18 protein-coding genes and 1 pseudogene are annotated in these 21,349 nt (G+C 65.7%); 12 read left to right on the top strand and 7 right to left on the bottom strand.

Features of this window, described 5'->3' with window-relative positions:
- A pseudogene (locus E3T25_RS07735) lies at positions 1–668 on the bottom strand (DEAD/DEAH box helicase); the annotation flags it as partial.
- Positions 669–930: 262 nt separating this feature from the next.
- Between E3T25_RS07735 and E3T25_RS07740 the strand changes: the two are divergent.
- The 3 genes from E3T25_RS07740 (at position 931) to E3T25_RS07750 (ending at position 3,750) form a co-directional block, all read left to right on the top strand.
- Entirely contained in the window at positions 931–1,410 is a 480-nt protein-coding gene (locus E3T25_RS07740; protein ID WP_134373486.1) for a GNAT family N-acetyltransferase, read from the top strand.
- Positions 1,411–1,472: 62 nt separating this feature from the next.
- The gene (locus tag E3T25_RS07745) at positions 1,473–2,585 is read left to right on the top strand and encodes an FUSC family protein (RefSeq protein ID WP_134373488.1); all 1,113 of its coding nucleotides are present in this window, start codon (positions 1,473–1,475) and stop codon (positions 2,583–2,585) included.
- 97 nt (positions 2,586–2,682) lie between these two features.
- Positions 2,683–3,750 carry an alpha/beta hydrolase gene (locus E3T25_RS07750; protein ID WP_134373490.1) on the top strand — a complete coding sequence of 356 codons (1,068 nt, stop codon included), beginning with the start codon at positions 2,683–2,685 and terminating at the stop codon, positions 3,748–3,750.
- Positions 3,751–3,940: 190 nt separating this feature from the next.
- On the opposite strand, the gene E3T25_RS07755 is transcribed toward E3T25_RS07750, so the two are convergent.
- Positions 3,941–4,705, bottom strand: coding sequence for an IclR family transcriptional regulator (locus E3T25_RS07755; protein ID WP_104102587.1), 765 nt, complete (start codon positions 4,703–4,705; stop codon positions 3,941–3,943).
- A 115-nt stretch (positions 4,706–4,820) separates the two neighbouring features.
- Here E3T25_RS07755 and hutH point away from each other — a divergent pair, with 115 nt between their 5' ends.
- The 5 genes from hutH to E3T25_RS07780 all read left to right on the top strand — a co-directional run bounded on the left by hutH (position 4,821) and on the right by E3T25_RS07780 (position 10,590).
- Positions 4,821–6,371, top strand: coding sequence for a histidine ammonia-lyase (hutH, locus tag E3T25_RS07760; protein WP_104102589.1), 1,551 nt, complete (start codon positions 4,821–4,823; stop codon positions 6,369–6,371).
- Positions 6,372–6,536: 165 nt separating this feature from the next.
- Entirely contained in the window at positions 6,537–8,219 is a 1,683-nt protein-coding gene (locus E3T25_RS07765; protein WP_134373492.1) for a M23 family metallopeptidase, read from the top strand.
- Positions 8,220–8,371: 152 nt separating this feature from the next.
- The gene (locus tag E3T25_RS07770) at positions 8,372–8,641 is read left to right on the top strand and encodes a DUF4913 domain-containing protein (RefSeq protein ID WP_134373494.1); all 270 of its coding nucleotides are present in this window, start codon (positions 8,372–8,374) and stop codon (positions 8,639–8,641) included.
- A 524-nt stretch (positions 8,642–9,165) separates the two neighbouring features.
- Positions 9,166–9,795 carry a Pr6Pr family membrane protein gene (locus tag E3T25_RS07775; RefSeq protein ID WP_134373496.1) on the top strand — a complete coding sequence of 210 codons (630 nt, stop codon included), beginning with the start codon at positions 9,166–9,168 and terminating at the stop codon, positions 9,793–9,795.
- Positions 9,796–10,221: 426 nt separating this feature from the next.
- Positions 10,222–10,590, top strand: a complete 369-nt coding sequence (locus E3T25_RS07780; RefSeq protein ID WP_134373498.1) for a hypothetical protein — start codon at positions 10,222–10,224, stop codon at positions 10,588–10,590.
- Positions 10,591–10,904: 314 nt separating this feature from the next.
- Here E3T25_RS07780 and E3T25_RS07790 read toward each other — a convergent pair whose 3' ends face one another.
- From E3T25_RS07790 to E3T25_RS07810, 4 genes are all read right to left on the bottom strand, one after another.
- On the bottom strand, positions 10,905–12,149 hold the full coding sequence (locus tag E3T25_RS07790) for an IS256 family transposase (protein WP_134373500.1): 1,245 nt from the start codon (positions 12,147–12,149) through the stop codon (positions 10,905–10,907).
- A gap of 372 nt (positions 12,150–12,521) precedes the next feature.
- The gene (locus E3T25_RS07795) at positions 12,522–12,767 is read right to left on the bottom strand and encodes a hypothetical protein (protein WP_134373502.1); all 246 of its coding nucleotides are present in this window, start codon (positions 12,765–12,767) and stop codon (positions 12,522–12,524) included.
- A 118-nt stretch (positions 12,768–12,885) separates the two neighbouring features.
- Positions 12,886–13,059, bottom strand: a complete 174-nt coding sequence (locus E3T25_RS07800) for a CsbD family protein (RefSeq protein WP_134373504.1) — start codon at positions 13,057–13,059, stop codon at positions 12,886–12,888.
- A gap of 1,018 nt (positions 13,060–14,077) precedes the next feature.
- Positions 14,078–14,425 carry a DUF3140 domain-containing protein gene (locus E3T25_RS07810; protein WP_134373508.1) on the bottom strand — a complete coding sequence of 116 codons (348 nt, stop codon included), beginning with the start codon at positions 14,423–14,425 and terminating at the stop codon, positions 14,078–14,080.
- 634 nt (positions 14,426–15,059) lie between these two features.
- On the opposite strand from E3T25_RS07810, the gene E3T25_RS07815 reads away from it, so the two are divergent.
- The gene (locus E3T25_RS07815; protein ID WP_134373510.1) at positions 15,060–15,578 is read left to right on the top strand and encodes a hypothetical protein; all 519 of its coding nucleotides are present in this window, start codon (positions 15,060–15,062) and stop codon (positions 15,576–15,578) included.
- Between the two features lie 1,027 nt (positions 15,579–16,605).
- On the opposite strand, the gene E3T25_RS07820 is transcribed toward E3T25_RS07815, so the two are convergent.
- The gene (locus E3T25_RS07820) at positions 16,606–16,968 is read right to left on the bottom strand and encodes a MerR family transcriptional regulator (RefSeq protein ID WP_233191505.1); all 363 of its coding nucleotides are present in this window, start codon (positions 16,966–16,968) and stop codon (positions 16,606–16,608) included.
- Positions 16,969–17,204: 236 nt separating this feature from the next.
- Here E3T25_RS07820 and E3T25_RS07825 point away from each other — a divergent pair, with 236 nt between their 5' ends.
- The 3 genes from E3T25_RS07825 to hutU all read left to right on the top strand — a co-directional run bounded on the left by E3T25_RS07825 (position 17,205) and on the right by hutU (position 21,346).
- Positions 17,205–18,725 (top strand): SulP family inorganic anion transporter, encoded by a 1,521-nt coding sequence (locus tag E3T25_RS07825; RefSeq protein ID WP_134373514.1) that lies wholly within the window; start codon positions 17,205–17,207, stop codon positions 18,723–18,725.
- 215 nt (positions 18,726–18,940) lie between these two features.
- Positions 18,941–19,612, top strand: a complete 672-nt coding sequence (locus E3T25_RS07830) for an IclR family transcriptional regulator (protein ID WP_134373516.1) — start codon at positions 18,941–18,943, stop codon at positions 19,610–19,612.
- A 45-nt stretch (positions 19,613–19,657) separates the two neighbouring features.
- A complete protein-coding gene (hutU, locus tag E3T25_RS07835) occupies positions 19,658–21,346 on the top strand; it encodes a urocanate hydratase (protein WP_134373518.1) in 1,689 nt (562 codons plus the stop codon).
- Positions 21,347–21,349 lie beyond the last annotated feature (3 nt).

The raw sequence follows: 21,349 nt of genomic DNA on the forward strand, positions 1-21,349 counted from the left end.
GGGGCACGGTCGCCGTAGGAGGGTCGGTCGTTGCCGTAGGACGGACGGTCCGTGCGCGGACGGTCGTTGTTGTACGCCGGACGATCCGTACGCGGGGCGCGGTCGCCGTAGGAGGGTCGGTCGTTGCCGTAGGACGGACGGTCCGTGCGCGGACGGTCGTTGTTGTACGCCGGACGATCCGTACGCGGGGCACGGTCGCCGTAGGACGGACGGTCGTTGCCGTAGGACGGACGGTCCGTGCGCGGACGGTCGTTGTTGTACGCCGGACGATCCGTACGCGGGGCGCGATCGCCGTAGGACGGACGGTCAGTGTTGTACGCGGGACGGTCGCCGCGGGGACGGTCGCTGTTGTACGAGGGACGGTCTCCGCGCGGGGCACCACCAGAAGAGGGACGGTCGCTGCGGTTCGGGCGGTCGCCGTAGGCGGGGCGCTCGGAGCGCTGGCCGTAGGCCGGGCGGTCGTTGCCGGCAGGGCGGCCGTTACCGTAGGCCGGCCGGTCATTGCCTGCGGGGCGGCCGGCGGCACGGTCGGCCCGCTCGCCGGCGTTCCACCGGGCTTTCTTGGGTGCACCCTCGGCGGCGTTGTGGCTGCGGTGTCCGGGGCTCTTGCTGCCGCCCTTGGACGGTCCACCCTTGGCGGAGTACTTGGGATCGAAGTTCTTAGGCATGAAAAATGTTCCTGGGTTGTATTGGGTACATGGCAGAACAACGCCGCACACGCGACGCAACCTGAGAACCCGGGCAGTCTATGGCCGGGGCCGTTCACATACAGTGATTTTTCACCAGCGGATTACTGGGAAACCGGCCCATCCTGACTTACAAACCCATCCGCGCACACAAAGAAACACACGGTGTCAAGAGCCGACCTATCTACGTTACCTGATCGATGCCGCAATGTCACGGATCACCTTCACCGCTTACTCTGTTCACATGCTGACGACCATCAACATTGAGTCCCCGCGGCAGCCGGAGATCGCCGCGTTGCTGCGACTGAGCGGCGATTACGCCCACTCGCTGTACCCACCGGAGAGCAACTTTCTGCTCGACGTCGACGAGCTCGAGCAGCCGGGTGTCGCCGTGTACGTCGTGCGGGATGCGACGGCCCGCGCCGTGGGGATCGCCGCGCTGGTTGGTGGGGCCGGTACGACCAGCGCGGCGGAGCTGAAGCGCATGTTCGTGCACCCCGACGCCCGGGGCCGCGGCGTGGCCGCCCGCCTGCTGGCGGGGATCGAGACGGATGCCGCGGCCCGCGGCATCCGAGAAATCGTGCTGGAGACCGGACCGGAGAGCTATGCCGCGCTCTCCTTCTATCGGAGCGTCGGCTACCGGGAGGTTCCCCTATTCGGTCAGTACGTGGGCGAAGCCTTCAGCGTCTGCTTTGCCAAGACGATCCCGGGAACCCTGCCATGACCCGGGATCGGGCAGCCGCCGGCACTTTGGCGCAGGTGAGTGTGCATCGCGCACGGAGGACGGTGTCCTGGCTGGGAGTGGCCGCGACCAGCCCGAGAATCGTGCAGGCGGTCAAGGCCGCCATCGCCGTCGCCATCGCCTGGTCGATCGCGCCGTTGCTGCCTGGTGTGGCGGATGACTACCCCTACTACGCCCCGCTGGGCGCGCTAGTGAGCATGTACCCGACGCTGATGAGTTCGGTGCGGAACGCCCTGCAGACCCTGGGCGGCCTCACCGTCGGAATCCTGCTCGCGGGGGCGGTCATCGTTTTGAGCGAGCCGAACGTTCTCACAATCTCGCTCGCGGTCGGCGTCGGCGCCGCGATCTCGGCCACCGGCTGGTTCGGCGCCAGCCGGGAGTACATTCCGGTGACGGCGCTGTTCGTGCTGATCGTCGGCGGGCCGAATGCCGACGGTTATTCCATCGGGTATCTGGTGCAGATGACGCTGGGAATCGCGATCGGCCTCGCCGTGAACCTCCTCTTCTTTCCGCCGTTGGCCTTCGAAGCCGTCGGCCAGCAGCTGATCCGCTTTCGCCGCGCCCTGGCCGACCAGCTCTCGGAGGTGGCCGACGCCCTGGCCGACAGCTGGCCGCCTGAACGGGACGGTTGGGCCTTCCGCAGTCAGGAACTCGTGGCGGTCGGCCGCGCGGTGCGCGTGGCGGTCAGTCACGCCGATGACAGTCGCAAGGGCAACCCGCGCGCCCGCGTGCATCAGCGGGATCTTCGCTCGGACTACGACGAGCTGTCGGCCCTTGAGGACGTGACCTTCCACGTGCGCGACTTGACGGAGGTGCTGGCCGCGGCGGTCTGGGGGCAGCCGGTCCAGCTCGAGTTGCACCCCGAGTTGCGGCCGGCGCTCGGCCGGACCTTACACGCCGCGGCCGCCGTGCTGCGGGACTGGGACACGGATGATGACGAGCAGGCGGCATTCGCCGAGGCGGGTGCCGCTCTGACGGACCTGATGACCGAGCTGGACGAGCGGCGAAACTCTGCCCCGGTGATGTCGCTGGGGGTCGCGGCGACGGTCGCGATGGACGTCACCCGCATTCTCACCGCCCTTCGGCCGCATATCCTGCCGGAGGCCGACGAGGGCGACCAGGCCGACGCCGCCCCGGACCCGACGCCGACGCGCTAATCCAGGCGAGGACGCCCCGCCCCGCCTTCGGACGGGATTCGGTGCGGCGCGAGAAACGAATTAGTCTCGTTGCACTACCCCGCAGCTCGGAGCACACGTGAACACCGGCCCACGCCATCCCCGATTCGGCTCGCATCGCATCCGTTTTCTGACGATTGCCGGCGCGGTGAGCATCGCCGTGGCTGCGACGGCCCTCCTCGGCGGCTTCCGCCCCCAGCTGTATTCCGTGACGCCCGACGAACCCGGCGACCAGCGCAGCGAGCTCGTCACGACCCAGATCGTCGGCATCCGAACATTCGAGCGGCCAGGTGGCATCACGGTCGACGAAAATGTTGAGTACGGCACCCAGGCGGACGGTGCCGTGCTCACTCTCGACGTGTGCTCGCCGGCGATCACCCCCGCTGCGGAAACGACCCTCGAGGCGGCGCCGCCTGTCGTGCTGTCATCGGAGGACGCGGCGGCCGCGCTGCGTCCGGCCGTCATTTCCATCCACGGCGGCAGTTGGGCTCGAGGCGACAAGGGCAACAGCGACTGGCGCGCAGTCTGCGCCTGGCTCGCCTCCGAGGGATTCGTCGCCTACTCGGTGAACTACCGGATGGTACCGGATGCCGTGTTCCCCGCCGCGCTCGACGACGTCGCCCTGGCCGTGGAGTGGGTCCGCGACCCCGTCAATGCGCAGACCCACGGCATCGACCCCGACCGGATCGGCGTGTTCGGCGGCTCGGCCGGCGGCAACCTCGCCGCACTGCTCGGCACCCGCGGTTCCGAGTCGCTGACCACGGGGGCCCGGGTCGCCGCGGTCGCCGAACTCTCCGCGCCGCTCGAGCTCAGCCACAAGGCGCTCGTCACGGGCCGGGCCCCCGCGGGGCTGCAGAACATTGTGCGCGACTACGTCGGCTGCGAAACCCTGCGCGACTGCGCCAATGCCACAGCCGCGTCGCCGGCGAGCACCCTTGACCGCAGCGATCCGCCCGTATTCCTCGGCTCGTCGACCGACGAGTACATTCCGCTGTCGCAGGCCACCGGGTATGCGGCGGCACTCGAACGCTCGGGCGTCGCCCACGAGCTCGTGACGGTGCCGGGAACGCTGCACTCGATCGGCATCCTCGACGCAACCATGCGCGAGAAGGTGGCTGCCTTCCTGCACACGACGCTCGGTGAGTAGCCGCGAGGCCGTCTGGCGGCGGCGGGCCGGCGATGCGGCGCGTCCTCGCGGCGCAGGGTAGGGAAGCGGGCACATGTTCTAACGTGCGCCCGCCTCCACAGGGTGCGCCGCGAGCGTTGTGGAGGCCGCGAGCCACGGCAGGCAGCGCGGAGGCGGGGAGCCGAGGGCAGGCAACACATGTGCCGCAGGACTACGTGCCGCGGATGCGCCGGGAGAGCTGCGCGGCGGTGCCGCCGAGCTGCGCGGCGAGCGCCGGCCAGTCCACCTCGGCGATGCGCTCGCGTGGGAAGGTGACGGCGATGCCCGCGGCGGGCCAGCCCGCGTGGTCGCGCACGGCCACGGCGACGGATGCCATCCCCTCCGTGATCTCCCCGTCCTCCAGGGCATACCCGTCTCGGCGCACCTGTTCAAGCAGGGTGCGCAGCTCCGCCGTGGTGCGTGGTCCCCGGCCGTGGCGCGTGGCGAAGGCGGCGGCGTTGGGGTACAGCGCCCGCAGCTGGGCTGCCGGCAGCGCGGCGAGGAGCGCACGCCCGCTCGCGGTGAGGTGGCTCGGGAGGCGCACGCCGACATCCGTCACCAGCGACGGGCGACGGGGGGCGCGCTCCTCGACGAGGTAGATCACGTCGCGCCCGTGCAGCACGACGAGGTGGGCGCTCTCACCGAGCCGGTCGACCAGCGCAGCGACGAGCGGACGGCCAAGGTGTGAGAGGGGCTGCTGCCGGGAGAAGCCCGAGCTCAGCTCGAAGGCGGCCAGGCCGAGGCCGTATCGCTGTTCCTCGGGCAGGTGCACCACGAAGCCCTGATCGGCGAGCACCGCGAGCAGGTCGTAAACGCTCGAGCGGGGCAGGCCGAGGGCCGTGGCGATCTGGGACGCCGGCACCGGGCCACGCTGCGTGGCCAGATGGGAGAGGATGCGCAGCGTGCTTTGCGCCGCCGGAACCTTCGACGGGGTCATGCGCCTGCCTCCCGTGAACGGTGTGCGTGAACGGCACCGCTGAATGTCCGGTATCCCGGACAGCATCCACTCTAATCCCGTCGTGCAGGCGGTCCGGCTGGTGTCGAATCGGAGTATGAACCTCGCTAGCGCATCCGTCACCGTGGGTACCGGCCCGATCTCGTTCGCCGACGTCACCGCGGTGGCCCGCCACGATGCGCCCGTCCTGCTGCCCGCGGCGGCGCGTGAGGGCGTCGCCTCGACCCGCCGCATCATCGAGGGACTCGCGCAGGACGTGCACCCGCACTACGGGATTTCTACCGGATTCGGGGCTCTTGCGACGACGTTCATCGAGAGCGACCGCCGCGCCCAGCTGCAGGCGAGCCTGGTGCGCTCGCACGCCGCGGGCAGCGGTCCCGAAGTCGAGCGCGAGGTCGTGCGCGCGCTGATGCTGCTACGCCTGTCGACTCTGATGACCGGGCGCACCGGCGTGCGGCCCGTGGTCGCCGAGACCTACGCGGCCCTGCTCAACGCCGGGATCACCCCCGTCGTACACGAATACGGCTCGCTCGGCTGCTCGGGCGACCTCGCACCGCTCGCGCACTGCGCGCTCGCGGTGATGGGCGAGGGGCTGGTGCGGGATGCGTCCGGCACCCTGATGGACGGCGGTCTGGCCCTGGCCGCGGCCGGCATCACCCCGGTCGTGCTGGCCGAAAAGGAGGGGCTCGCCCTGATCAACGGCACCGACGGCATGCTCGGGATGCTCGTGCTCGCCCTCGCCGACCTGTCCCGCCTGCTCACGACCGCCGACATCGCTGCGGCCATGAGTGTCGAGGCCCTCCTCGGCACGGATGCCGCCTTCGCCGCCGACCTGCAGGCCCTCCGCCCCCAGCTCGGCCAGGCCACGAGCGCGGCCAATCTGCGCGCGCTGCTGGCCGGTTCCCCGCTGCTCGCCAGCCACTCCGGTCCCGACGACCCCACCGTGCAGGACGCCTACTCCATCCGCTGCGCCCCGCAGGTGCACGGCGCCGCCCGGGACACGATGGACCACGCCGCCCTGATCGCCGGCCGCGAGTTGGCCAGCGCGGTTGACAATCCCGTGGTCACCCTTGACGGCCGGGTGCAGTCCAACGGCAACTTCCACGGCGCCCCGGTGGGCTACGTGCTCGACTTCCTCGCGATCGCCGCCGCGGACGTCGCGAGCATGAGTGAGCGGCGCACCGACCGCCACCTCGACGCGAACCGCAACAAGGGACTGCCGCCGTTCCTGGCGCACGAGGTCGGCGTCGACTCGGGGCTGATGATCGCCCAGTACACCGCCGCCGGGATCGTGTCGGTTTTGAAGCGGCTGGCGGTGCCGGCATCCGTCGACTCGATCCCGTCGTCGGCCATGCAGGAGGACCATGTGTCGATGGGCTGGGCGGCCGCCCGCAAGCTGCGGCACTCGATCGACGGCCTCGGCCGGGTGCTCGCGATCGAGGTGATGACGGCGTCGCGGTCGCTCGACCTGCGCGCGCCGCTCACTCCCGGCGCGGCCACCGGCGCGGTGCGGGCCCTCGTACGCACGGTGGCCGACGGCCCCGGCCACGACCGGTTTCTCTCCCCCGAGATCGAGGCGATCGTGGGCCTCGTGGCGTCGGGCGCGGTGCGGGATGCCGCGGCGGGCGTGGTCGGGCCGCTGGCCTGAGGCCCCGCAGGCGTCGCAGGGCAGCACGGCATCCGGGCTGCGTCAATCGCTTGTCGGCCCCTCAGGCCCATGTCATGATGTGACCCGCTAACCCGTTGCAACCGCCCCGGGATTGCCCGTCGATACCCTGAATCGATGCCCTGAAACAGTGAACTGCGGAGACTCATGAACCTCTCCCCCCGATCTCGTCTCCGCCTTTCCCTGCCCCCGGTCCCGCCGCGGTACCTCGCGACGCCGCTCGCCGCCACCGTCATCGTCGCCCTCACGATTTTCGGGACACCCACACGGTCCCTCGCCGACGACGCCCCTATTGCTGCAACGGAGGATCCGGCTGCCGCGGTGCCCGCTGTCCCTGAGACATGTCCCACGCTCCTCCCGACGAATGCCCCGCCGGCCGCGGATCCGGTCGACTCGGCCGCCGCGCCCTGCCCCATCAATGCGCCGACTTCTTCCTCGGTGCCGACGCTCACCCCGACACCCGTCCCCGAGCCCGAGCCCGAGCCCGAGCCCGATCCAACAATCACCCCTACCCCCACGCTCGAACCGGCACCGGCTCCAGCCCCCACCACGGAGCCGACGGGTGAGCCGACCCCGACACCAACACCCACCACTCCCCCAGCGTCGGGCGAAGAGCCGTCCGCACCCACGGAGCCTGAACCGGCCGCCGAGCCGACTGCACAGGTACCGGCACCGGCACCGGCACCGGCAGAGCTGACCGCGGATGCCGGATCAGCCTCAGCCGATCGAGCTGCAGCAGCAGTAGAAGCGCAGGCCGCCGCCTTCTCAGCCCAGCAAGCGGCCGCGGCCGCCCGCACGGCCGAGGCCCAGGCATCCGCCGCCCGGGCAGCAGCAGCAGACGCCCGAACGGCCGCCGCCGCCACTCAGGCCGCCTACGACGCAGCGAAACTGGCCTACGCCGGGGCCAAGGCCGACTATGACGCCACTGTCGTTCAGGCCGATCTGGTGCGCGACCACGGCGCCGACGCCGCCGCCAGGGCCGAGGCATCCCGGCGGGCGCTGGCGACGCTCGTTCGCGCCACCCTGCAGCGATCGGGGCCCGAGGCCGTGGACGTGCTGCTCGCGGGCAGCAGCGACGGTAATGATTTGCTCACCCGGCTCGCCACGCTCGAAAGCCTGGACCGGCTCACGAACAGCCTCGACGAGGTGCAGGCCCAGGTCGACGCCGACACGAAACGTGAGAATGCGCTGCAGGACCAGGACGCCGCACTTCGGGCAGCGATCGAGGCCATCCCGCTCGCCGACACCCGCCTCGCCATGGAGGGCGCCCAGCAGGAGCTCGATGCGGCCTCCGCTAAGGTCGCCGATCTCGCGGCGAGCACGCCGGTCGCCCTGGTTCTGACACCGCTGCCCAACCTGGTTCCCGCGGCCGGCACCGACGACTTCGGCGGCCGGCTCCGAGGCCAGCCGAGCAGTGCGGGCTGGGCCGCGCCGGCGGTCGGCTCCCTGACGGATGCCTTCGGTCCCCGGCACGATAAACCGCTGCCAGAGGTGAACGACTTCCACGGCGGCACCGACATCGGCGCGGCGTGCGGGGCGGCCGTCTATGCGGCGAGCGCGGGGGTCGTGGCCACGGCAGCACCTCTGGGCACCTACGGCAACTGGATCCTGATCAACCACAGCAACGGTATCGCCACCGGCTACGCCCATCTTGCCGAAGGCCAGACCCTCGTGAGCGTCGGCGAGACGGTCATCGCCGGGCAGGTCATCGCGAGCGTCGGCAGCACCGGGGCCTCCACCGGCTGCCACCTGCACTTCGAGGTGCGAACGGACGGCACCGCCGTCGACCCGCAGCCGTTCCTGGTGCAGCGCGGCGTGCAGTTCGGCTGAGTGCCTCGTGAGCGCGCCAAACTGGGGTCGTTTACGCCCGACGCGGCCGCGCGTGCCGTGCAGATAAACGCCGACCCAAACCACTCCATGATCAACTTGGCAGCACATGGCGGAGCACGACGACTGCGACTCGACCGAGCATTGACGAGGCCATGGTCGACGTCCGCCAAATGTTCCTCGACTGGCTCACCAGCGACCTCGCCACTGTCGAGGTCGTCGGAACTAAACCCATACCGTGGTGCGCCCATTGGTGGCTCCACCCGGGAGAAGTCGCCCGGTTCAAGGCCCTCTGGCACGCCATCATTCAAGCCGACGCCAGCGTCATGGACGGCGACCCTGAGCAAGGACACCTCTACCGCCGCAAGGGCACAACCGCCAGGATCGTGCCCGCGTTGATGCCGCCTAACGGCGTGGAACTCTAGCGGGACGCACCGCAGCGACAGTCTCGATACTTAGGTTGTTGCATCCCTGAGATTCCGGGTCAGGTGCCCGATCATTTGTCGACGAGGGTGTTTTCGAAGCTATAGAAGTCGGGCCCCGTAGCAGTGCTGCCCGAACTCAACTGCACGGGCGGAGTTCTCAAACGCTGTCCGCGTCATGGTCAACACCACTGCGCCCTTGGGCAGGAAAAGGAGCAGCGCGCTCTCGGATGCGTTCGCTGCGATGCGCTGCTTCGCGACTGACATAGTCACGCCGCGCGAGCCGGGCGAATGCCTGGCCGACCCGTCCAGGTCCCGCAGAGAACCGCGGTCGTGGCTCGTGCGCCAGCGACCGAAAGGCCTGGGAGCTAATGGCCCCATCGATCCTTCGCGCATGCACCCCGGGCCGTGAAATCAAATTCAGGGGCATCAGTTCCCCAGCACTGGCATCTGCCGTGTAAGTCGCAGCCCTTAGGATTCTTGACACAGAGGTGCACAGCACCCGCGCCACCGATCAGAGACGAAATATGAAACTCCTTGCTCCTTCACTTCGCCTGACCATCGTGCTCCTCGGCATAGCGGCGATCGTGTCGACATTCTTCGACACAGCCACCCACGCCACGATCAACCCCTTCAACTTTTTTGGGTTTTTCACGATGCAGAGCAACATCATTGTGGTCATTGTGCTGGCAGTCTCCGCCTTCGTTTCCTTCTCCGGGAGACACCAATCCCTACGTTTGGTATTAGCGCGCGGGTGTGCCACAACCTACATAGTTATCACCGGATTCGTTTACAACTTGCTGCTCGCCGGGCTCGAAGGAGGCGTCTCTCTGGCCTGGGCCAACACCGTGCTGCACGTCGTCCTGCCCCTCTACGCAGCCCTCGATTGGCTGATCTTCAACGACCGCAGCCCACTCCGATGGAACGAACTATGGATTGCCCTCATCTACCCCATCGTGTGGATCATGGTCGTGCTCCTCCGCGGGGCAACCGACGGATGGGTGCCTTACCCCTTCTTGAACCCGGCACAGGGATACGGCATCGTCGCGCTCTATGCCCTTGCTATCGCTGTTGCCACCGTCATTTTCGCCGCCGTCATCTGGACCTTAAGTCGGTTGAACCCCCTTCGCAGCCCCGCGCTGGCAGAGATACGGTAGCCGAACCCCTTACGGTGTTCGGAACCGAGGCGTCCGGTGGCATGACCAATAGCCGTGCGTCGTAGGCTCCCCAACCGCTGATTTCGCCGAGGAGGAGGACCACTTCATCTTGGGTGAGGCCACTGATCGGCCAGTCGTCGTCGGCCGAGAGGAGTTGGCCAATATGGCCTGCGACTTCCGCGGTAGTCAGCAGAAATGTGGAAAGTCCATTTCGCTTCCACCGGCGTTGTAAATTCCGGTGAGGCGTCGGTGTCCGGCACTGATATCTTCTCGAATCACGACTCAACCGGTCAGGAGACAGCCCCAGACCGGCAGCGAGTGCTAGTGTCGCGATGACCTCAACCTGTATCGCACGTAGATCACTTGGTCATAATCAAGTTTCACCACATGTCACGAGCCTCGGCATTTCAGCAGTGGAGAACCTATGTGCAGCACAATGTCAACGGACGCCAGCTATCGAAGCGGACCAGTGCAGTGACGCCGAAGTCTGAGGCATCCGATCAACAGACGCTGATGCTCAGCATGGCTTCCGGTAATCAGGCCGCGTTCGGCCTGATCTACGATCACTTGAGTGTCACGACGTTTGCGATCTGCAACCACCATCTAAAGACCCCGGCCGCGGTCGACGAGGCCATGCTCGGCCTGTGGCTGTACGTCTGGCAAAATGCGACGATGTTGTCGGGACTGGACGGGTCGCCTTGGTCCATCATTATTAGGACAGCGGAACACCACGCCGAGTTTCACGCTCAGACCGAGTGCCTGGCCCGAGAAACGGATACCACTCTGCTCGGATGAGTCCCGGTCCCCGGATGGCTCATCAGCACGCCAGTGACGAGGACAACGTCGCATGTAAGTGCGATAATTTCGTCCCCGTCACTGCCCTTGACCGAGTCGTAGGCGCCGGGTACACACCGGTCAGATCAGACGGACGTCACCCCGGAAAGATCGTATTCGGGATCTTCGCGGCCTGGCCGAATCGGAGCGACCACCCATTTCGGAGCACACCGTTACCGGGCTCGCAGTGGCGCGAGCGAGAGGCAGGCCCGGTGGGGGTCACGTCCCGCTGAGTGGTGGAATTTCTCAACACCGTGCAGGTCAGTAGTTCTAGCTTAGGCGGCGGCGAGTTCGGGGAGTATCACCGCCTCGTCGATGACCTCGATGGGGTTGTTCATGGTGGCCAGCTTGAGCATTGATGCTTCGGAGAAGTAGCGTCTTTCGCCGGCTTCCCACTCGTCGTGCTGCTCGATCAACACCGACCCGGCCAGGCGCAGGAGGGCTGCCGCGTTGGGGAACACGCCGACGACGTCGGTGCGGCGTTTGATCTCTTTGTTGACCTGTTCGAGCGGGTTCGTGGACCAGATCTGGCGCCAGTGCCGCCTCGGGAAGCCGGCGAAGGCGAGGAGGTCGGGTTGCGCGTCGACGAGCATCGCGGCGACCTTCGGGTGCGAGCGGGAGAGCATCGTGGTCACCTCGCGGAACTGTTTCTCGATATGTTCGCGGTCGGGTTGGGCGAAGATGGTGCGGATGATCGAGGCGACCATCTCCTGCGATCCCTTCGGCACCACGGCGAGGACGTTGCGCATGAAATGCACCCGGCAGCGCTGCCAGCCGGCGCCCTGGAACACGGTCCCGATGGCCTTCTTCAGGCCGGTGTGAGCGTCAGACATGACCAGCTTGACCCCGTCGAGACCGCGAGTCTTCAACGACCGCAGGAAGCTGGTCCAGAAGCCCTCGTTCTCGCTGTCACCAACGTCGAAACCCAGGACTTCACGGCGTCCGTCGGCCGCGACGCCGACCGCGACGACGATGGCTTGGGACACGATCCGGTGGCCGACGCGGGCTTTGCAGTAGGTTGCGTCGAGGAAGACGTAGGGGAAGTCCTGCGCGGCGAGGGTGCGGTCGCGGAACTGGGCGACCTCGGCGTCCAGGCCTGCGCAGATCCGGGACACTTCCGACTTGGAGATCCCGGTGTCAGCACCGAGCGCTTTGACGAGGTCGTCGATCTTCCGGGTCGATACACCGTGGACGTAGGCCTCCATCACGACAGCGAACAACGCCTGGTCGACCCGACGGCGACGCTCCAGGAGCGCGGGGAAGAACGACCCGGCGCGCAGCTTCGGGATCTTCAGATCGAGGCCCCCGGCCGTGGTCGTCAGGGTGCGCGCTCGGGTGCCGTTGCGGCGGGTGGTGCGGTCGCCGGAGCGTTCAAACGGGGCTGCACCGATGAACGCGGTCGCCTCCGCATCGATCAATTCTTGATACAAGGTTTCGGTCGCGACGCGGATGCGGTCGGTGACATCGGTGAGTTTGAGTTCTCCCAGCAGGTCGAGCAGGGCAGACTGGTCTAGAGCCATCGTGTGGTGTCCTTTGTGAGTTCTTTGATCGGTACTCACTGACCATCCCACGGTGGCTCTTCACGTTGACGAAGCAACACTCAAGAGCGGGAAACCACACCACTCACGGGGACGTAACCCCGGTGGGTACCATTTCAAGTTCAAGATGACGCCGGGCCAAGATTCTCCAGGCCATAGCTGCGACGGGGCAGAGAAACGACGGTGGGCTCACCCGGGGAATACGGGCAGCGTCGAAGCGCACTTCGGAGTGTCGCTCAAGTCAAATACTGGCCGCGTCCTGAGTTAACGAGACATTTGCATCGCCGCCTGGTTTCGCTGGCTCCTATTGGCATCCAAAAAAATTTGCCGCCGCGCGCCGCTACTTAGTCACGGTCACTTGCTTGAGAAATCATTCGGGTCCAGTCCGGCAATACGACGTGCATGGTCCTGGAGAGCTGCCTCGCTCAGGGTGTAACCAGTATTTGCGAATCTTTCACGCAACGCGTCGAGAACTTGGGGCTTGCTGTGGCCAGCGAGGTCTGCCTCCTCCTGTGCGAGAATCCCCGCGACCTTGTCGTCATCCGATTGAGAGTGCTGGGCCTCAATCGGTTCATTCTGGGTGCTGCCATTGCCATTCATGCTGATCCTCTAATCTCCGAGTTTTGTCGGTAGCGGCGAACGATAAGCGTGACGGCGCGGCGCGCGATCCTCCGAGGAGTCTCTCGGTTCTGGCGCTGCCGTTCGGGCGCGATGATGATCAACCTCGAAAGGCGACTTTGATGTCTTCGCCCGCCTGCTTCAGGTCGGCTTTTGTTTGATCGGCCCTGCCTTCGGCTTGGAGTTTGTCGTTGTCCGTGGCATCACCCGCCGCTTCTTTAGCCATACCGATGACTTTTTCTCCGTCATTCTTGAATTTGTCAGTGCCGCTCAAGTTTTCATTCCTTTCGTTTCCGCAATAATCATATGCATCAACTCGTATGTACACACCTGCGGGGAGTGCACCCGGGGGGGGGGGGCTAGCATGCGAAGCGCATTTTCAGGAAAGCCATCTAGACCGCCAACGCCTGCGTTACCAAGGGCGGAACACGAATGGATACCGCCGATGTGTTGTGGATCGTCGCCGTGATCNTCGTCGCCGTGATCGTTGTTGTTTTGATGGTCGTCAGCTTGGTTTTCTACGTCGTGCGCCGTTGTGATCAGGAGCTCCGCAAGCGTGACAAGTTGGATCTGCGCCGCGCAAATGCGATAGAAGGCAGACGTGGTCGAACTTGAAGCCCGTGAACACGCAGCACCTGCACCCCGCGCCCGCGCCCGGACAGCCCTCGGCGTGAACGCGGCTCTGAGGTCTATCGGGCGTGGGGGCCGCTGACTCCTAGCCTCAATCCACCGGTGTGCCTCTGAGCGAGTCCTGATTTCGGTTTGGCGGGCTTGGGGAGATTCAAGTGCGGGTGAGGTCTGGGTCCCGCGGCCCGGGGTGATCCCTGGCACTCCAGTTGATGCCGATGCTGGCTGGTTGGTTGGTCCGATTAGGCGGGTTGTCGTGGGCGGAAGTTCTGGTCGAACAGGGCCGTCCAGGGTTTCTCACAGTGCCAGTGCTCGGGCAGGTGCAGCGTAGTGCGCCGCGGGGAGGAGGAGATCCAGGCGGGGACGCTGACCAGCTTCCGGGGGATCGGTGCGGTGGTCGCTCGTGCGAGACCCTTTTCAGCGATCGTTGCGTCGGCGGGGCAGTCCCAAACGCCACGACGCACAGGACGAACCACGCTGCGTCGGCGCTAACACGCCTATATACAGGTGCGCCAAAACGCTGCTTGTGAGACTTGTCGGAACCCCGTTTTCATGTTCCACCGAGCCGGATTCACCGAAATCGTCGCACCTCCCGAACCCGCCCCATGATGAAACAGGCGCTCATGCAGCGGCGCGCTTGGTGAACTCCGCACCTTTCTATTACGTCATACCTTCTTCAGTGGATCATTTCCCCAGTTCATCAGCGAGTATCGCCATCGTGAGTGCTCGATATCAGAATCCGGTCCCTGTGCCTTGTGCCGCTTCACGTAGCTGACCACCTTATGCATGTGTTCGACATCGGACGCAGTCAGATCGGCTTTCTTCGTTCCAAGAATTGTCACGATCCTGCGACCGGACTTGTGCCCGATGGACTCTCCGCTGCCATCGATTTTTTGTCCGACCTCCTTGGATTCGTCCGTGTCGAGCCACGATTCGATCTCACTGGCGGTCATCGTGACCGCGTCTTTCCAGTCATCCCAGATCTCATCGACATCGTTCTGCTTATCTGCCATAAATCCATCATTGCGGTGATGATGCGCGGCAACAAGGGTCGTTCAGGCTTTGCGTGTGATCTCAACTTTCACGAAGTAGGGTCGAGCCACACATTCAATCTCTGAACCCGTCTGCACGAATGTTGGCGAGTAGGGCTTGCGTCAATTCCTCAAACGGTTCGATCCGTTCGAGGAAGAACTCTCAGCCCCCGTTACCCAAAGTCGTAGCTCCGTACGAGATATTAGGTGAACGAGCGTTCCAACTATTCTCGACGCCGATCTCGCTTGCCGCTTTGCCGGATTCGTCCCGGTCTATATTGATCAGGGACAATGGCACCCACGGCGAATCTCCGTCGGCGGTGCCAAACCACTGCCATTGCTCGTCCGGGTAATGGACACCGGAATCTAGGTTGAGCACGTAAGTCTGCGTCGCACGATTTAGGACTGCGTGTGTGACTGGCTCTCCCAGTGGGTGCCAGCCCTTGCTGGCGGAGAGCCGAACTGCCGAGGATTTGCCGTCCAGGACGTGCGGCGTTGATGTTTGCTGTTCGCCGGGGCTGCAGGCGGGGCATTCATAACCTCTGCCAACAAGTGATGCTGCCTCGCTTGCGTCGAATCGCTGTTTGATGCGGTGCGCGCATCTAGGGTGGACGGCATGGGGCGGATACGGGCATTTCGATGGATTGGCGCGATCGGGATTCCGGTCGCTTTGTTGGGCGGATGCGCGTTTGCGTCCAATCCTGTTTCGTCGCCACCAACGCCCACCTCAAGCTCGCCGATTACATCCGCCCCCGCCGAAACGCCTGAGCTGAGCGAGTTCGAGCAGCAACTGCCTCTCAGCGGGGAGTTCGTCTCGCAGGCAGCAGAAACCACCGGCACCGTCGATATCCAGCGCCGGGAGGGCGGTTCGGTTTGGATCGTGCTCGAGAACTTCCGGACCGGAGACGAGACGGACCTTCGTCTGTACCTGAAGCAGGACGCACTGGTTCAGGATGCAGAGGGCCACTGGGGCTCCTCCGAGGACGGTTACGAGATTGCCTCGATTGATCCAGGAGCATCGACCCAGGAGATTGAGGTCCCCGGCGCGTGGGACATGCCGGCAATGTACACACTCACGGTCGGGGCCTATCTCCCGCCCGATTACCCGGCACTTGGCTCTGCCGCACTCGGCTGAAACCGACCCGCTGGAAGCGGCGCTGGATCTGATGCCGCGTGGAGTCATGCGGTGCCCGAATCGTCAATCACGTGGCCGTGGGCTGGACAGCAGAAATTACTGAAGTGTCTCGTTACCTGAGCGTGAACGGGACGTTCGATGTCTCGGGCCGTGTTCGTTGGAAGGTCTTTGGTGAATTAGGCCATCCTGAATGCATGGCGCACAGAAACTGGTTGTCGATGTGGGTGGCTGTAGTGGTTCTGGCTTCCCTCAGCGCCTGTTCTTATGTTCCGCCGGTCGAGGCCGCGATCGAGCTCAGAAGGGCGGTGTTGGTCCCGTACCCGAGGCCGACCGTGTAAACGATGGTATCGCTTGCCGCGGCTCGAGTTCGAAGTCTGTGGTCATCGATTGATACACCGATGCTGAATGGTCGAAGTCCACAACAGCAGCCTGATCCCCGGTTCGCAGAGAATCGACGAAGGACTTCGAGGCCGTCTTGCAGGCCCCACCAGGGTCATTCCACGACATCGATCCCGAGGAGTCGAGTGTGAGGACTACGTCGATATTCGCTGACGCATTGCCTCCGCGTGGGGTCGCTATCTCGCTGGCCCGGATGGCGTCGAACTCGTCGACATCGACAATGACAAATTGTGAAGTCGAAGTGGCTGGACCAGCAGTCGCCAACGTCTGAGAGAAGCGGGAGCCCGAAACTGCTTTGCCTTCGGGGTTCCCGGCTCCAGCGCCAGAGGGGCATCGATCTCGATCGGCGGGGCTCGCTGGCCCGGCACTTCATTGAGGCGCTCGTCGTCAGAGACGCTTAGGCTCACGGACAGCACGGCCTTGCCGAGTCCGCGGGCTTCACATGTTGCAGCGGATTCGACGGCAAGGACATTCTTCGAAAAAGCTGTCGTCACCGTCAGCGATGCCGTTTGCGTTCGAGCGGCGGTCGTCAGGGCGACAGCGGGTCACACTACTCAGAGTCCCGTGAATTCGCAGAAGTGAGCTGTTCTAAACCTTCAGCCACCTGAGTCCACCGCAGGGCACTCGCTCACTGCTGGCGCAGAAGAGCAAGGAATTCGTCGGCCATTGCGAGCTGATCCCGCAGACCCTGGCGCCGCTCCTCGGCCTGTGCGATGAAGGACTCCAGGTCTGACCTCACGGCGGCAATGTCGGCACCCTCGATGGCGCCGTCCAGTGTGTCGATGGTCTTGAGGAGCGACATCATTTCTTCAAGCGAGAAGCCCAGCGGCTTCATGCGCCGGATCAGGATCAACCGGGCCAGATCTTCGTCCGTGTAGAGGCGGAAGCCGCCATCGGTCCGGCCTGAGGCCCTGAGCAAACCGATTTCGTCGTAGTGGCGGATGGTTCGCAGTGACAGTCCGGTGCGTTCGGCCAGTTCGCCGATATGCATAGTTGCCGTTGGCTCAGTCGATGACATGGCGGGACCTCTCATGCGTGGACTCGAACATAACCCTAACGTTAGGGTAGAGTTGTGATCGTCGGCTGACAATGTGTGACAGCCCACCATCCATCCTCGCCGTATCGGCGGATGATTGTGCGCACCGGGCGCACCCCTTCCCCTTCCCCTTCCCCTTCCCCTTCGCCCTATTCTGGCCCGCCACCGCGAGCCCCGTCCCTGGAGGCCCCATGGCACTCGCTCAAAAATCCCCCACGCCCGACCGTTACAAAGCCGAACCATCGGTGATGACAGCACTTCGAACTCCGCGGCTCCTCACCCGAGAAGTTCTCGCCGGCCTCGTCGTCGCGATGGCGCTGATCCCGGAAGCGATCTCGTTCTCCATCATCGCTGGCGTCGACCCACGGGTTGGACTGTTTTCGTCCTTCGTGATGGCCGTATCCATTGCGTTCCTCGGCGGCCGCCCCGCGATGATCACCGCCGCAACGGGAGCCATCGCCCTAGTGATCGCCCCGGTAGCACGCGAGTACGGCATGGATTATTTCATCGCCACGGTCATCCTGGCCGGGCTCCTGCAGGTGATCCTGGGCGTGCTGGGTGTGGCCAAGCTCATGCGTTTCATCCCGCGCAGCGTCATGGTCGGATTCGTGAACGCCTTGGCCATCCTCATCTTCATCGCACAGTTGCCGCATTTGCTCGGGGTGCCGTTCATGGTGTACCCGCTGGTGGCGATCGGAATCATCATCATGGTCATCATGCCCCGGTTCACCAAGATTATCCCCGCCCCGTTGGTCGCCATCGTGGTGCTGACCATCGCAACCGTCACCATCGCAATCAACGTGCCCACCGTCGGCGACCAGGGCGAACTGCCCAAGAGCCTCCCCGAACTCTTCATCCCAAACGTTCCCCTCAACGCAGAGACGCTCACGATCATCGCCCCCTACGCGCTGGCCATGGCCATGGTCGGCATCCTCGAGTCCCTAATGACGGCCAAACTCGTCGACGAGGTCACCGACACCCACTCCCACAAGACCCGCGAAACCTGGGGTCAAGGCGTCTCCAACATGCTCTCCGGCTTCTTCGGCGGCATGGGCGGGTGCGCCATGATCGGCCAGACCATGATCAATGTGAAGGCCTCCGGCGCCCGAACCCGCATCTCCACGTTCCTTGCCGGCGTATTCCTGCTGATCCTGGTCGTCGCTCTCGGCGATGTCGTCGCCATCATCCCCATGGCCGCCCTGGTGGCCGTGATGATCATCGTCTCGGTGCTGACCTTCGACTGGCACAGCATCCGTCTGTCCACACTTCAGAGGATGCCAAAAAGCGAAACTACGGTCATGGTCGCCACAGTCGCCGTGGTCGTAATTACCCACAACCTCGCCATCGGCGTAGTCGTCGGGGTTCTCGTGGCAATGGTCGCCTTCGCCCGCCGGGTGGCGCACCTCGTAGACGTTGAACGCAGCTTGTCCAATGATGAGTCTGTCCCGACTGCGTACTACACCGTGACCGGCGCGCTCTTTTTCGCGTCAAGCAACGACCTCACCACCCAGTTCGAGTACGCAGAAGACCCGGACCGCATCGTCATCGACATGGCCGCCTCCCACATCTGGGACGCCTCCACCGTCGCAGCCCTCGACTCCATCACGAACAAATATGAACGTCTCGGCAAACGCGCCGTGATCGTGGGTATGAACGATGCCAGCACCAATATCCACGCCCGCCTCGCCGGCAACCTCGGCGGAGGTCACTGACCCGACCGGCTGAGCAGCATCCCTCGTCGACTCCCCGCCGCGGCGTAGACAAGTTCGCGAGAGGTGGAGGAGTCGGCGAGGACGTGAGCGGTGTTCGCGGTCATGCCTTGGACCCGGTGAATGGGAACGGGTCCCCCATCCGCCCCTTGCCATAGAGTGACACTTGAGTTTTACTGGATGACATCAGCATCCGCACGAGAACCGGGAGAGCACCCATGGCCGAGTCGTCCACCCGAACCGTGGAACGAGCCCTCGACCTGCTCGCCGTGATCTGCGACGCCGACGGGCTCACGCTCTCGGAGAGCTCACGCGCCGTCGCCCTCGCACCGAGCACCGCCCTGCGCCTGCTGCGCACGCTCGAGACCCGCGGCTTCGTGCACAAGACCGACGACGGCGCCTACCTGCCGGGCAGCCGCATCATCCAGCTCGGCGCGCAGTCGCTCAGCAGCGAGTCGCTGGTCACCCTCTCCCGCCCGGCCATGGAGCGGCTCGTCGCCGAGACCGGCGAGTCCGTCTACCTCAGCGTCGAGGGCCACAACGCCACCGGGCTCTACATCGCCATCGTCGAGGGCACCCACTCGGTGCGGCACACGAGCTGGGTCGGCCGCACCGTGCCGCTCGAACGCTCCGCGGCCGGGCAGGTGCTCACCGGGCATACCCCGGAGACCGGCTACGTGGTCGTCGAACGCGGCGTCGAAACGGATGTCACGGCCCTGGCCGCGCCGATCCGTTCGGAGGCCAGAACAATCGCCGCCCTGAGCCTGGTCATCCCGAGCTACCGGGTGGAGACCGCGGACATCCGTCGCTACGGCCCGCTGCTGGTTCAGGCTGCCGGGCATGTGTCCGCCGGTCTCAGCCGTGCCGTCCCCAACCTCCCTACGGACTGATCGACCCCGAATCGCCCGAACCCCCGAACCCCTTAGGAGACAGTGATGTCCGAATCCCGCCCCGTGCGCGCCGCCCGCGGCACCAAGTTGACCGCGAAGAGCTGGCAGACCGAGGGCCCGCTGCGGATGCTGATGAACAATCTCGACCCCGAGGTGGCCGAGCACCCGGAGAACCTGGTGGTCTACGGCGGCACGGGCAAGGCCGCCCGCAACTGGGAGGCCTATGACGCCATCGTTCGCACGCTCACCACGCTGGAAAAGGACGAGACGCTGCTGGTGCAGTCCGGCAAGCCGGTCGGCGTGTTCCGCACGCATGAGTGGGCGCCGCGGGTGCTGATCGCCAACTCCAACCTGGTCGGCGATTGGGCGACCTGGCCGGAGTTCCGCCGCCTCGAGGCCCTCGGCCTGACGATGTACGGCCAGATGACGGCGGGTTCGTGGATCTACATCGGCACCCAGGGCATCCTGCAGGGCACGTATGAGACCTTCGCCGCCGTGGCCGCAAAGATCGCCGCCCGTGAGGGCGGGCCTCACAAACACAGTGGCGGCACCCTGGCCGGCACGCTCACCCTCACCGGTGGGGCCGGCGGCATGGGCGGCGCGCAACCACTGGCCGTGACCATGAACGGCGGCGCCGTGCTGATCGTCGACGTCGACGAGTCCCGGCTACTGCGCCGGGTCGAGCATGGCTATCTCGACGAACTGGCACCCACCCTCGACGACGCCATCGCCCGGGTACTCGCGGCGAAGAACGAGAAGCGCGCCCTCTCCGTGGGCGTGGTCGGCAACGCGGCGACCGTGTTCGCCGAGCTGCTGGAGCGGCGGGTGCCGATCGACATCGTCACCGACCAGACCAGCGCGCACGACCCGCTGGCCTACCTGCCGGAGGGTGTCACTGCGGAGGAGTGGCACGACTACGCGGCCGCGAAGCCCGAGGAGTTCACCGAGCGCGCCCGGGCATCCATGGCCAAACAGGTCACCGCGATGGTGGGCTTCCAGGATGCCGGTGCCGAGGTCTTCGACTACGGCAACTCGATCCGGGCGGAGGCGGAGCTCGGCGGCTGCGCGCGGGCGTTCGATTTTCCCGGGTTCGTGCCCGCATACATCCGCCCGCTGTTCGCCGAGGGCAAAGGCCCGTTCCGCTGGGTGGCGCTCTCGGGCGACCCGGCCGACATCGCGGCGACCGACCGGGCCATCGTGGAGCTGTTCCCCGAGGACGAGCACCTGCGCCGCTGGATCACGAAGGCGCAGAACACCGTGCACTTCGAGGGCCTGCCCGCCCGGATCTGCTGGCTCGGCTACCAGGAACGGCACCGGGCCGGCCTGAAGTTCAACGAGATGGTGGCGTCGGGCGAGCTGAGCGCGCCGATCGTGATCGGCCGCGACCACCTCGACTCCGGCTCGGTCGCCTCGCCCTACCGGGAGACCGAGGCCATGCTGGACGGGTCGGATGCGATCGCCGACTGGCCGCTGCTGAACGCGCTGCTGAACACGGCGTCGGGCGCCACCTGGGTGTCGATCCACCACGGCGGCGGCGTCGGGATCGGCCGCAGCATCCACGCCGGCCAGGTGATCGTGGCCGACGGCACCCCCCTGGCCGCCGAGAAGATCGCCCGGGTGCTCACCAACGACCCCGGCACCGGCGTGATGCGGCACGTCGACGCCGGGTATCAGCGGGCCGAGGAGGTGGCCCGGGAGCGCGGCCTGCGCGTGCCGATGTGGGAGTCGGAGTGAGTG

Source organism: Cryobacterium sandaracinum, assembly GCF_004403415.1.
GTDB classification, from domain to species: Bacteria; Actinomycetota; Actinomycetes; order Actinomycetales; family Microbacteriaceae; genus Cryobacterium; species Cryobacterium sandaracinum.